This window comes from Acinetobacter sp. L-24 (genome assembly GCF_056857555.1).
Genome location: NZ_JBSXNI010000042.1, coordinates 220,972 through 234,034, shown reverse-complemented (window position 1 = coordinate 234,034; position 13,063 = coordinate 220,972). Strand labels below are relative to the sequence as shown.

Here is a 13,063-nt window from a genome sequence, read left to right as displayed (position 1 = left end):
AATAGCGCCCTTATCCGGCGCAATTATGAAATATGTGCATATATTTGCTATGATGGCGTTTCAATCTCTATTGACATGTTGATGTACTATCTCCTATGCAAGACCTCGCCCTAGAACCGCTCGCCAAAGATCTGCCACAGACCAAACGTGGTCATGAGCGTTGTATTGCGCTGCTGATCAGTGCAACCGAGCTATTTCTGGAACGGGGTTATGATGCTGTGTCTCTGGATGATATCGTCCAGCATGCCGGTGGCTCCAAAGCCTCTATTTATAAGTACTTTGGCAATAAAGAGGGCTTGTTTAAAGCCATCTGCGATTATCGTCGTATCAAGTTTTTTGAAGATATCAGTATTCCGATCGAACTGATGGCACTGGATTTTCGTAGTTATTTAGTACACACGTTGCTTAATTTTTATCACCAGATTATGCAACCGGAAAACTCGGCCTTTATGCGTCTGGTGCTGGAACAAAGCCAGCGTAATCCTGAACTTGCTCAGCATATTCATGAGCGAGGCCCGGTGCATGTGCAAAGTGCCATTGCCACGGCTTTAGAACAGGCAGATGCGCAAGGTTTATTGCATTGCGAAAATCCACAATATTCGGCGCAGCTGTATTTTGGTATTTTGCGCAATCTGGAATGGCGTATTCTGATGGGAATTCCGGTACAGGAAGATGATCAGGAAATCGACAAATACATCAGTTATTGTGTGGATCGCTTTTTAGACGGTCATCAAAAAGTCTAGTTTTTTTGCATTTTTCATTGCTTATAGTATATTAGCCGATTCCGTATTTTTTTCTTAAACTAACCAACAACTGATTGTTGATCGAGTTTTTCGGCAATTATTGTGGAGTAACGAATGGCTCTCCGTCACTTTCTCACCTTACGCGATTTATCAACTTTAGAACTTAACCAGATTTTGCAACGCGCAATTGAGCTTAAGCGCAAACAGCATAACAATGAAGTGTTCCAACCATTTGTTGGTAAAGTGATGGGCATGATTTTTGAGAAATCGAGTACCCGTACGCGTGTTTCGTTTGAAGCTGGCATGAGCCAATTTGGTGGTAGCGCGATTTTCCTGTCTTCACGCGATACCCAGTTAGGTCGTGGTGAACCGATTGAAGATTCTGCACGTGTGATTTCAAGCATGCTGGATATTGTGATGATCCGTACTTTCGGCCATGATATCGTGGAGCGTTTTGCATCTTATTCAAAAGTTCCAGTGATTAATGCGTTGACTGATGACCACCACCCTTGCCAGTTACTTGCTGATATGCAGACCTATGTAGAGCAACGTGGCTCAATTGAAGGGAAAACTGTGGCCTGGATCGGTGATGGCAACAATATGTGTAACTCTTATATTGAAGCTGCACATATGTGGGGCTTTAATCTGAAAATTGCAGCGCCAAAAGGCTATGAGCCACAAGAAAAATTCCTGTCTGAATTTGCGCATTGCGTGGAACTGGTTCCTTCTGCTGAAGATGCAGCGGTAAATGCCGACCTGATCGTGACTGACGTTTGGGCAAGCATGGGCCAGGAAGAAGAGCAAAAGATCCGTGAAAAAGCCTTTGCAGATTATCAGGTGAATGAACGTCTGATGGATCTTGCACATCCGGATTGCTTGTTTATGCACTGCTTGCCTGCGCATCGTGGCGAAGAGATTTCAGAAAATCTGCTTGACCATAAAAATGCTGTGGTTTGGGATGAAGCGGAAAATCGCCTGCACGCGCAAAAAGCCTTGGTTGAATTTCTGATTAATGAAAATCTGAAAAAAGACTAATTTTTAAGATGAATCTTCACAAATTAAGCACCAATCTCTGGTGCTTTTTTTGTCTCAGCTCTTATAATCATTGTTGAAATGGAATAAAAGTGATTTTATACAATGCAAAAAAAATATTGGGCTTTGGCACTCTTGACTGGTTTTAGCAGTGCTGCCTTACCGGTGCATGCTTCTGAATTTGACCAATATCTTCAAGAAAAAAATATTATTGACAGCAAATTTAAAATTCAGAAAAAAACTGAACTGAATGAATTACTCGCAGTGCTCAGTGCAGAAGATTCCAGAACTTTACCGTTGCAGATTGATCAAAATACGATTATTGAACAATTACAGTTAAGTGCCAATAAAACCACACTGAAAGGCATGATCATCACGCCCGATTTTAGCCAGTTTGAAAAAGACCTGGGGCGCAAAGAAGTGATGAAAGTCATTCGCAATAATCTGCTCAATAATTGTGAAATTTTCTTTGAACATCGCTATCAGATTGAGAACCCATACAAGGTTGAACTCAGCCTGAACTCGCAGACACAAACCTATAAAACTGATATTTCCCAGAAAGATTGCAAATTAAAATAATCTAACTAAATAAGACATCAAGTTTGATTTGAAATTAAAAAATCCAAAAACAAAAAAAGGTAGCTCTAGCTACCTTTTTTGATAAGGTTTGTTATTATATCCTGCTAACGCACCAGACCTTGCGGCTGCAAAATAATAATCAGTGCACCCAGTATCACCACCATGCCACCAAGCAGATCCCAACGCGATAAAGTCACTTGATCAACGAAGCGCAACCAAATCAGTGCTGAAAAAATATAGATACCGCCATAAGCGGCATAGATCCGTCCTGAAGCAGCTGGATGCAAGGTTAACAGCCAGACAAAAACTGCTAAAGCCAGAGCTGTCGGAATCCATAACCAGTGGCTTCTCCCCTGATTTAAAATTAGATAAGGAAAATAACAGCCTAAAATTTCCATCAGTGCTGTGACCAAAAACAGGAAAAATGTCGTGAACAACTTGGTAATTTGAATATCCATAATTTATCTTTTGAACTAGATGAATGAGTTTAATGCTTTAAAATATGAATGCATGAAAAAACCCGTGCAAGCACGGGTTTGATCTTTCTTGTTCATTAGGCCGGTTCAGCAGTCTGATCTTCAAAAACCTCAAGTTTTAAGCCAACCGCTTTACCATTTTCTTTTTTAACCGATACTGCAACATTGCCGCCATTTTCAGCCAGTTCACCAAACAGGATCATCTCAGCAAGCGGTTTTTTCAGGTGCTCCTGAATCAGACGTTGCATTGGACGTGCGCCCATTAAACGGTCATAGCCATGTTCTGACATCCATTCACGTGCGCTTTGATCCACTTCCAGCATGACTTTTTTGTCATCCAGTTGTGCTTGAAGTTCAGTCAGGAATTTATCCACGACATTTTCAATAATGCTGCTTGGTAATGCCTTGAACTGAATCACGCCGTCGAGACGGTTACGGAATTCTGGCGAGAAGGCTTTCTTCATCGCTTCCTGATTATCGTTACTATTGTCTTGTTCCATAAAACCAATGCTGACACGTGAAATACTTTCAGCACCAATATTGGTTGTTAGTACCAAAACCACGTTACGGAAATCAGATTTACGCCCATTGTTATCGGTCAATGAACCATGATCCATAATCTGCAATAACAGATTAAACACATCTGGATGCGCTTTTTCGATCTCATCGAGCAATAGCACACAATGTGGATTTTTATGAATCGCATCGGTCAATAACCCACCCTGATCAAAACCGACATAGCCCGGAGGTGCACCGATTAAACGAGACACTGCATGGCGTTCCATATATTCCGACATATCAAAACGAACCAGTTCCACACCCATCTGTTTCGCGAGCTGCTTGGTCACTTCGGTTTTACCAACACCTGTAGGACCCGCAAAGACAAAACTACCTACAGGCTTATCTGGAGACTTCAAACCGGCACGTGACAGTTTAATCGCAGATGCCAAGGCCTCAATCGCTTCATCCTGACCAAAGACCACACGTTTCAGATCGCGCTCAAGATTTTCCAGCACGCTCTTATCATCTTTAGAAACAGTTTTTGGTGGAATACGCGCAATTTTAGAGACGATGTCTTCAATATTTTCCACAGTAATCAAACTGTCGTCTTGCTCCGCTTTTAAACGGCGCTGAGCACCGGCCTCATCAATGACATCAATCGCCTTATCTGGCAAGAAACGGTCGTTGATAAATTTTGCAGAAAGTTCTACCGCAGAAACCAAAGCTTGATCGTCATATTCCACATGATGAAAATCTTCAAACTTCGATTTCAGACCACGTAGGATATCAATAGTTTCAGAAATAGATGGCTCGTTCACATCAATTTTCTGGAAACGACGTGACAAAGCATGATCTTTCTCAAAGACCTGGCGGTATTCCTGGAAAGTGGTTGAGCCAATGCAACGTAAAGAACCATTTGCCAACGCCGGTTTGATCAGATTCGATGCATCCATGGTACTGCCCATACTCGAGCCTGCACCAATAATCATGTGAATTTCATCAATAAACAACACGGCTTCAGGTTTCTTTTTCAGCGCATTTAAAAGCTGTTTCAAGCGTTTTTCAAAATCACCACGGTATTTGGTTCCTGCTACCAAAGCACCAATGTCCAGACTGAAAATTTCAGCATTTTCCAGTGGTTTTGGCGCTTTACCATTGACGATTAACCAAGCAAGACCTTCAGCAATTGAGGTTTTACCAACTCCCGGATCACCGACAAGGAGTGGATTGTTTTTACGACGGCGGCAAAGGATTTGCGCGGCACGCTCGATTTCTTTTTCACGACCAATCAGTGGATCGGTCTTGCCTTTTTGTGCTTCAACATTCAGGTTAGTGGTATAAAGTTCAAGTGGACCTGAACTTGCTGAAGATGCTGATTCGCCATCTAGGTCTTCGATTTCTTCTTCAGACTGTACATCTTCTTTACGGGTACCATGAGACAGGTACTGAGTCAGGGTCAGACGGTTAATTTGATGACGTTTAAGCAGATAGACTGCAAATGAGTCACGCTCAGAATACATGGCAACCAGAATATCAGCACCTTCTACAGTACGATCGCCACCGCTTGATTGCACGTGAAAAATCGCGCGTTGCAAGATCCGGTCGAAGCTTTCTGTCGGGTGTGGTGCCTGATCACTATTTTCACCAAGTTTAGGGGTATGTTGTTCTACGTACTCTTCTAATTCCTTACGCAACACGATGATGTCCGCACCACATGCTTTCAGGGCATTCACGGCGGAATCGTTGTCAAGCAAGGCTAACAATAAATGTTCTACGGTCAGGAACTCATGTCTCTTTTGACGAGCCATGCTGACAGCCAAACGTAGTGATACTTCTAATTGACGACTGAGCATGTAACCCCCTTAATCTTTAGGCTCTATTTGGCAAAGTAACGGATGACCTTGTGATCGAGCATAATTATTGACTTGGTTCGCTTTGGTCTCCGCAATGTCTCGAGGATAGACCCCAGCTACACCCTTTCCTTCATAATGTACAGTTAGCATTACTTGTGTAGCTTGGTCAAGATTCATTGCAAAGTATTGTTGTAAAATTTCAATTACAAACTCCATCGGCGTATAGTCGTCATTTAATAAAACAACGGCATACAACGGTGGACGTTTCAGTTCTGGCGGTGCAGTCTGTACAGCTAGGTCAGAATCACCGTCTTCAGAGGGTTCATTTGCTAAACGTGGGCTGATATGCCAATCAACGATTCCAGACTCATTAAAAGAATTTTTAATATCACTTAAACACATTTGACGTTTATTGCTGGGCATAAGATTTATATTTCACACTTAATTTGCATTTGCTTCGGTTTTCGGAATTTCTGACAAGGTGGCAGACTGATTTTCGACTGCTTTGCCCTGTTCCCAACTAAAACGACGAATCACAGGCTTGGCACCGGTGAGACGCACTTCAATAAATTCTGGTTTAAAGCCTTTCGGCATGGTCCAGCGGCCAGTGAGTCGCTCATAATTTTCAAAATTAAAGTTTTTATCTTCCAGTGGTACCACCAGAATTTCAGTCCCTTTAATCAGGCGCAATTCCACACTACCTGAGGCACGGCTTTTGCCTGGACTGACCTGAACCAGATCAATCTGGTATTCAAAGGCATTTTCGGGTAATGGTTTAATCGACAGGTTTTGAACCGCCAATGCCAGACCACCACGCTGACGCAAGATCTCGCGATAAATGGTTCCCACACTTTCGGCCTGCACCTGTTCATCACGTGCCTTGGTCATGGCCAGATACAGATCATTGGCATTACTGACAGCCAGATCACGCTCCTGAACCGCAGTATTCAGCGTCTTGTTCAGTGTTTCCAGACTGGCTTTCTGAGTCTGTACCACATCGACCAGTTGCTCTGCATCCGCATCATAACCCGCCGCAGTCAAACCCTGACGATGTCCTACGGTATATCCGAGTACGCCACTGCTTAAGATCAATACAGCCGCACCAATGGCTAAGGGCGTATTGCCTTTCATGAATGGTTTCTTAGTACCGGGTTCCTGAGGAAGCGTCGTATTTGACTCGTTATTCGGCATTTTGATCTCTTGTTTGCTTTAATCAAGACACACATTTAAATGCAAATCTAAATGTGTGTGAAGTTCTAATACGTTTTTTATGGTAATAAACCAATATTATTTAAGCCAGCATCTTCAGCAAAACCAAACATCAGGTTCATGTTTTGCACAGCCTGACCTGCTGCGCCTTTTACCAAATTGTCTTGTGCAACCAGGATCACCAGTTTTGTTGGTTGTGGCTTATACAAGGCAATACGCAACTGATTCGCTCCACGCACTGAACGGGTTTCGGGTGAGCTACCCGCCGGCATAACATCGACAAATGCTTCATTGGCATAGAACTGCTCATATAGCGCTTGTAAATCTGCTGCTTGGCCTGCTTCAGTTAAATCGATATAGATGGTCGACAACATACCACGGATCATTGGCACCAAATGCGGTACAAATAAAATATGATCAAACACATTTTTTTGACCTGAAATATTTTCCAGTGCTTCGACAATTTCAGGATGATGGCGATGACCCGCTACACCATAGGCCTTAAAGTTATCAGCATTTTCAGAATAAATCATGCCCAGACTAGCTTTACGACCTGCACCTGATACACCCGACTTGGCATCGATAATAATGCTTTCAGGTTTCACCAATACTTCAGCCGCTTTTAAAACTGGCGCCAGACCTAACTGAACTGTGGTTGGATAACACCCCGGATTCCCGATCACATTGGCTTTTTTAATGTCTTCACGATTCAATTCAGATAAACCGTAAACAGAATCTTTTAACAGTTCTGGACATGCATGTTGCATGCCATACCATTTTTCAAACTGTGCAAGATCTTGTAAACGGAAATCGGCAGCTAGGTCGATCACTTTGGTATTTGCAGCGACCAGCTCTTCGGCATGTTTCATTGCGACACCATGCGGTGTTGCAAAGAACACCACATCGCATGATTTTAATAAATCCAGACTTAAATCGGAAAATTTAAGATCGGTATGCCCGCGCAAGCTTGGGAACATGTCATCTACACGACGACCTGCTTCAGTACGTGATGTCAGTGCTGTTACATTTACATCTGAATGTCGTAGCAAAAGACGTAAAAGTTCAACGCCTGTATAACCCGTACCACCCACAATACCCACTGAAATCACGATGATTACCTCAAATAAATGTTTCCTTTATAAGGCCTAGTATGACAGGAAGTTGAGGTTTTCTAAACCATTTCACTGGGGTTTGCTGGTTTTTTAATTGATCAGTAGGATAAGGCCGGTTTAGAGGATTAAATGCATAGATTGCTTAGGCTATTTTAATAGAGTTATATGGACTTATTAATTATGCTTTTAGGCACCCCACCAATATGGCAACGGCGTATTTTTCAGCGTTATACGATGCTGCTGGAAATGCTGATCATGCTTGGCAACTTCTGCCCAAAACCGTGGACTATGATCAAAATGCTTTGTATGTACCAGTTCATGGACAGCGACATAACGCGCGACTTGTTCAGGAAATAATACCAGCGCGCTGTTCAACATAATGTCATGTTTGGCAGAACAACTGCCCCATCGGGTTTTGGGATGTCTAATGTTGCAGTTTTTAAAAGGCAAATGACATTGCTGGGAGACGAGATTTAAATATGAAGGAAGCTGTTCTTTTGCGTAGGCAATCACGAAAGTTTTTAAATATTCTTCAGGATGTCGGTCACTGATCCAAAGCTGTAGATCTTCATGATCAAAAATAAAGTTGTTTTTCTGGCTGTGATAAGAAATTTTTACTGCTGCTTTTAGATTGAATAACCGCAGCTCACTCGGTAGCGTCCGGTCAATATTTTCGATTTTTTCCTGCTGGGATTGCCAGGTTTTAATCAGCCAGCTTTCAGATTGTTCAATAAAATGCTGTATCTGTTTTTTGCTGCAAAAAACCGGTGCTGTAAGGCGAATCTGTGTTGCATCGACACGCAAACGTAACCGTGTTGAACGGACATTTCGGGTGATTTGAATTTCGGGTAGGTCGGATAAGGTCATTTTTTATATTTAATCATTTTTTTAATCCTCCCCCTTGCGTAGCAGTGCTACTCACCCTTATTAAGGAGGGAGAAAAGCCCCTCTTAAAAAATCTAAAATGAGGCTTTTCTTGCACAAAAGTTAAAGCAGTACTTTAACTTCTGTTCAGGATTTGGGGAGATTTTAAAATTAAACCGCTGTACGCTCTTCAATTCCGTTATCCGTCGCGACAATTGCGATATCTGCTTTGTTGATCGCAAAGATACCGTTACACACCACGCCCGGAATATCGTTTAAGGTTTTTTCCAGTTCAAGCGCATTCAGAATATTGAGGTTATATACATCTAAAATCACGTTACCGTTGTCAGTTACCACACCTTCACGATAAGCAGGATCGCCACCTAAAGATACAATTTTACGCGCAACAGCAGAACGCGCCATTGGAATCACTTCTACCGGAAGCGGGAATTCACGGCCCAATTGTCCCACCCATTTTGAATCATCAACGATACACACGAATTTTTTCGCGATAGAGGCAACAATTTTTTCACGTGTGAGCGCTGCGCCGCCACCTTTGATCATATGCATATGACGATCAATTTCATCTGCGCCATCAACATAAGCATCCAGACCACTGACAGAGTTCATATCCACTACTTCAATACCGAGCTTTTTTAAGCGCTGTGCAGTTGCTTCTGAACTGGCTACCGCAGCTTCCAATTGCAGCTCAGGTAATAAGTCAATTAAAAAGTTTACAGTACTGCCTGTACCTACGCCTAAAATGCCCCCTTTTGGCAAGTGTTTTAAAGCGGCTTTAGCTGCTGCTTGTTTTTTCTCATCTTGGGTTGCATATAGACTCATGGCTTCACTCAACTATTTTGGACTTTTGCAGCTTTTTTAAACCGCAAAGCCGTGTGGTTTGTTACAATAAGCCCCTATTTTAAACTGTTAGATGGAAAATTAACATGCTGTCTCGTTTGGTTCGACAAATTTTACAAGCAACGGTCTACGATGTTGCAATCGAAACTCCACTCGAAGCAGCGCCACGAATTAGCGAACGACTCAATAATAACATCCGCTTTAAACGTGAAGATTTACAACCGGTTTTTTCATTCAAACTACGCGGTGCCTATAACCGTATTAGTCAACTACCGAAATCACAAATGGAACGTGGCGTTATTACTGCTTCAGCGGGCAACCATGCACAGGGCGTGGCACTCTCAGGGAAAAAGCTGGGTATTCGCGCGATTATTGTGATGCCTAAAACCACACCTGATATCAAGGTACAGGCGGTTAAACGTCTGGGTGGCGAAGTGGTTTTGCATGGTGATTCATTTGATGTTGCCAATAAATATGCGATTCAACGTGCCCAGGAAGATGGGATGACTTTCATTCCGCCTTATGATGATGAACTGGTGATTGCTGGCCAAGGCACGATTGCCAATGAAATTCTGCGTCAATGGCGTGATGTCGACTATGTGTTTGTCGCAGTTGGTGGTGGTGGCCTGATCGCAGGTGTTGCAGCGTATTTAGGTGATGTCGCACCACACGTTAAAGTCATTCCAGTTGAATACGACGAATCTGCCTGTTTAAAAGCTGCTTTAGAAGCCAATGAGCGTGTCATTCTTCCATCTGTGGGCTTGTTTGCTGATGGCACGGCGGTAGCCCAAATTGGTGAAAAACCATTTGATGTGATTCGTCTGCAAAAGTCGGACAATTCAGGCCCGATCGTTGAACCGAATGTGGTGCTGGTGAATACGGATGAAGTCTGTGCAGCGATTAAAGACACTTATGACGAATGCCGTAGCATTGTCGAACCATCTGGTGCAATGGCTCTGGCAGGTATTAAAAAATACGTGGCTGAACATGGCATCGAAGGGAAGAACATGGTGTCGATTGTCTGCGGCGCCAATATGAACTTCGACCGTTTACGCTATATCGCTGAACGTACTGAATTGGGTGAACGCAAAGAAGCGATTTTTGCCGTGACGATTCCAGAACAGAAAGGTTCATTCCTGAGTTTCTGCCGTGCATTACAAGGCCGTAATATCACTGAATTTAACTATCGTGCCAGTGATGCTTCTGCGGCACAGGTCTTTGTCGGTATTAGTCTGAAAAATGGCGAGAAAGAACGTCAGGAAATTTATGAAACCTTAAAATTCCAATATGACGTTGATGATCTGTCTGATGACGAAGTGGCCAAACTGCATATCCGTTACCTGATCGGTGGTCATGCCGATATTGAAAATGAACGCCTGTTCCGAGTGGAATTCCCGGAGCGTCCAGGTGCCCTGCTAATGTTCCTGGAACGTCTTGGCCCAACGCATAACATCACCCTGTTCCATTACCGTAACCACGGCGCTGCAGAAGGTCGCGTACTGGTCGGTCTGGAGGCAGAAGATGCACAGCAAAATCCAGATGGTTTGATTGAGACATTGGAAAATATTACTTATCCATATGAAGAAATCACCAATAACCTGGGTTATCAGCGTTTCTTAAAATAATCAGTTTGTTGTAAACCGCCTTTCGAGGCGGTTTTTTTATGTCCGGCTGAATGAAAATGTATGAAGTATTTATGTAAGGCCAGATAGCTGAAAACTATAAAAATCTTTAAGATACATACTTAGACATGAACTGATTTGAAATAAAAAGATTTAAGGAAATATGCATGGCATTATTTGCAGTCATTGGGCTGGGCAGCTTCGGTGCAACAGTGGCGACTCAACTGATCAGCCTGAAACATGATGTGATTGGAATCGATCTCGATAAAAAATATGTGGAAAATATTTCCGATCAGCTCACCCATGCGGTCATTGCCGATGCAACCGATGAGCATGTCCTGGATGAACTGGATATCCAGCGCTGTGAAGCGGTCGTAGTCGCAATTGGTGAAGATATTGAAGCCAGCATTCTGTGTGTACTGCATCTGAAAAATATGGGTGTAAAGAAAATTTGGGCCAAAGCCAAATCCAAAGCCCACCATATGATTTTGACCCATCTGAACGTCGAAAAAATTATTCACCCAGAAGAAGATATGGGCGTCCGTGTGGCACAATCACTCAGCTACCCGATGGTTAGCCGTTATATGTCACTTGAAGATGATCACTATATTGTCAAGATCGAGATTCATGCCGATCATCATGACACTCCTTTACACCAGTTAATGAACCAAGTTCCCGAAATTAAAGTTCTTTTGCATAAACGCGGCCCTGAAATACAGCATATCGTAGATCTTGAGCTGTTACTTAAGGAAGGTGACATTCTGGTGGTCGAAGGATTGCTGGACCCTCTACGCCGTTTGTCCAAGCATTTTAAGGCCATATGAAAAGCTCAAATTTAAACCAGAACAGGATTGTCAATCTCAGTCCACCGAGTCTGCTCGCCTTAGGTTTTCTCGGACTGATTTTTATTGGCTCTTTATTACTGATGCTGCCCTTTGCCCATCAAACTGAAATCAGCTGGTTAGAGGCGATTTTTACAGCGACTTCTGCAGTGACGATTACCGGACTATCTGTGGTCAATGTTGGTGAAGCATATACACCCTTTGGGCAGATCGTAATTATGTTCCTGCTGCAATGTGGTGGCCTCGGCTTTATGACCTTTGCCATACTCGCCTTCATGAGCCTGTCACCTAAACTTGGTTTAAGACAGCAAGTGATGGCACAGGAATCTATTGGCCAGACCAGTTTAAAGAAAGTCAGTTTTACCATTAAAGCAGTATTCCTATATTCTCTGTTTTTCGAAGCGATTGGCACCCTGATTTTAACCTTAGCCTGGCTGGAAGATTATCCTTTTGGTGAAGCGCTGTTTTATGCAGCTTTCTATAGTGTTTCTGCGTTTAATAATGGCGGATTTTCCCTTTTCCCCAATAGCTTGATGAGCTTTTCCGGCCAGTATTTCGTGACCTTTACGATCAGCATGCTGTATATCATTGGCGGGATCGGTTTTCTGGTTCTGATGGATGTAAAACAGAATAAAAACTGGCGCAAGCTTAGCCCGAATAGCAAGCTGATTCTGACTACGATTATGGGCCTTAACCTGAGTGCTTTTATTGTGCTCTGGTTACTCGAAGCGTCTAATCCACAAACTCTAGCGCTGATGAGCGTAGGTGATCAGGCGCTCAATGCCTGGTTCCATGCCACTGTTCCCCGCTCTTCAGGTTTTTATAGTCTGCCTATGGACCAGATGAGCGATGCCTCAAGTCTAGTCACCATTTTTTTAATGTTTATTGGTGGCGGTTCCTTAAGTACGGCGGGTGGAATTAAAGTTGGTACGTTTATTATTGTGGTGATCAGCGTAATCAGTTTTTTAAGACGCGAAGATGAGATCCGGCTGTTTAATCACTCTATTCCTGAAAAAACTACGTTTAAAGCATTGGCCGTCGTGTGTATTACTGCAGCGTTGATCATGATGGGTTTTATGAGCTTATTAATCCTGGAACCTGAGCAGGATTTTCTGGATCTGTTGTTTGAAGCCGTGTCTGCGGCCTGTACCGTCGGTTTGTCCCGAGGGGTAACTGAGGAGCTACAACCTGCCAGTTTGATCATTCTGATGCTGTTAATGTTCGCAGGGCGTCTAGGGCCACTGACGCTTGCTTATTTTATTGCGACTCCCAAAAAGAGTCGTCTCAAACATCCGCCTTCAGAAATCCAGATTGGTTAATTTACCTAGAAAAAACCATGCATCGGCATGGTTTTTTATTTTCATTATAA

Annotated in this window: 13 protein-coding genes; 6 read left to right on the top strand and 7 right to left on the bottom strand. The window is 43.0% G+C overall.

Annotated elements, in window-relative coordinates; genetic code table 11:
- The first annotated feature begins 95 nt into the window (after positions 1 to 95).
- The 3 genes from AC13CK_RS09750 (at position 96) to AC13CK_RS09740 (ending at position 2,354) form a co-directional block, all read left to right on the top strand.
- The gene (locus AC13CK_RS09750; protein ID WP_004646788.1) at positions 96 to 743 is read left to right on the top strand and encodes a TetR/AcrR family transcriptional regulator; all 648 of its coding nucleotides are present in this window, start codon (positions 96 to 98) and stop codon (positions 741 to 743) included.
- Positions 744 to 857: 114 nt separating this feature from the next.
- The gene (gene argF, locus AC13CK_RS09745; RefSeq protein WP_004280178.1) at positions 858 to 1,778 is read left to right on the top strand and encodes an ornithine carbamoyltransferase; all 921 of its coding nucleotides are present in this window, start codon (positions 858 to 860) and stop codon (positions 1,776 to 1,778) included.
- 102 nt (positions 1,779 to 1,880) lie between these two features.
- Positions 1,881 to 2,354: a hypothetical protein gene (locus AC13CK_RS09740; RefSeq protein ID WP_425878301.1), complete on the top strand. Its 474-nt coding sequence runs from the start codon at positions 1,881 to 1,883 to the stop codon at positions 2,352 to 2,354.
- Positions 2,355 to 2,458: 104 nt separating this feature from the next.
- Here AC13CK_RS09740 and AC13CK_RS09735 read toward each other — a convergent pair whose 3' ends face one another.
- The 7 genes from AC13CK_RS09735 to rpiA form a co-directional block, all read right to left on the bottom strand.
- The gene (locus tag AC13CK_RS09735) at positions 2,459 to 2,812 is read right to left on the bottom strand and encodes a YnfA family protein (RefSeq protein WP_425878299.1); all 354 of its coding nucleotides are present in this window, start codon (positions 2,810 to 2,812) and stop codon (positions 2,459 to 2,461) included.
- 95 nt (positions 2,813 to 2,907) lie between these two features.
- Positions 2,908 to 5,184, bottom strand: coding sequence for an ATP-dependent Clp protease ATP-binding subunit ClpA (clpA, locus tag AC13CK_RS09730; RefSeq protein WP_005100836.1), 2,277 nt, complete (start codon positions 5,182 to 5,184; stop codon positions 2,908 to 2,910).
- 9 nt (positions 5,185 to 5,193) lie between these two features.
- Complete coding sequence (gene clpS, locus AC13CK_RS09725) at positions 5,194 to 5,607, bottom strand: ATP-dependent Clp protease adapter ClpS (protein ID WP_004279780.1); 414 nt, start codon at positions 5,605 to 5,607, stop codon at positions 5,194 to 5,196.
- A gap of 18 nt (positions 5,608 to 5,625) precedes the next feature.
- The gene (locus AC13CK_RS09720) at positions 5,626 to 6,375 is read right to left on the bottom strand and encodes a DUF6776 family protein (RefSeq protein WP_004279781.1); all 750 of its coding nucleotides are present in this window, start codon (positions 6,373 to 6,375) and stop codon (positions 5,626 to 5,628) included.
- Positions 6,376 to 6,452: 77 nt separating this feature from the next.
- Complete coding sequence (argC, locus tag AC13CK_RS09715) at positions 6,453 to 7,508, bottom strand: N-acetyl-gamma-glutamyl-phosphate reductase (RefSeq protein ID WP_425878587.1); 1,056 nt, start codon at positions 7,506 to 7,508, stop codon at positions 6,453 to 6,455.
- A 183-nt stretch (positions 7,509 to 7,691) separates the two neighbouring features.
- Positions 7,692 to 8,372 (bottom strand): M48 family metallopeptidase, encoded by a 681-nt coding sequence (locus tag AC13CK_RS09710; protein WP_253145382.1) that lies wholly within the window; start codon positions 8,370 to 8,372, stop codon positions 7,692 to 7,694.
- 168 nt (positions 8,373 to 8,540) lie between these two features.
- Complete coding sequence (gene rpiA / locus AC13CK_RS09705) at positions 8,541 to 9,212, bottom strand: ribose-5-phosphate isomerase RpiA (protein ID WP_004279784.1); 672 nt, start codon at positions 9,210 to 9,212, stop codon at positions 8,541 to 8,543.
- 104 nt (positions 9,213 to 9,316) lie between these two features.
- On the opposite strand from rpiA, the gene ilvA reads away from it, so the two are divergent.
- The 3 genes from ilvA (at position 9,317) to AC13CK_RS09690 (ending at position 13,013) form a co-directional block, all read left to right on the top strand.
- On the top strand, positions 9,317 to 10,855 hold the full coding sequence (gene ilvA, locus AC13CK_RS09700; protein ID WP_425878296.1) for a threonine ammonia-lyase, biosynthetic: 1,539 nt from the start codon (positions 9,317 to 9,319) through the stop codon (positions 10,853 to 10,855).
- A 164-nt stretch (positions 10,856 to 11,019) separates the two neighbouring features.
- Positions 11,020 to 11,676, top strand: a complete 657-nt coding sequence (locus AC13CK_RS09695) for a potassium channel family protein (RefSeq protein WP_425878294.1) — start codon at positions 11,020 to 11,022, stop codon at positions 11,674 to 11,676.
- Positions 11,673 to 13,013, top strand: a complete 1,341-nt coding sequence (locus AC13CK_RS09690) for a TrkH family potassium uptake protein (RefSeq protein ID WP_425878292.1) — start codon at positions 11,673 to 11,675, stop codon at positions 13,011 to 13,013. Before AC13CK_RS09695 ends, AC13CK_RS09690 begins: the two co-directional genes overlap by 4 nt.
- Positions 13,014 to 13,063: the final 50 nt, after the last annotated feature.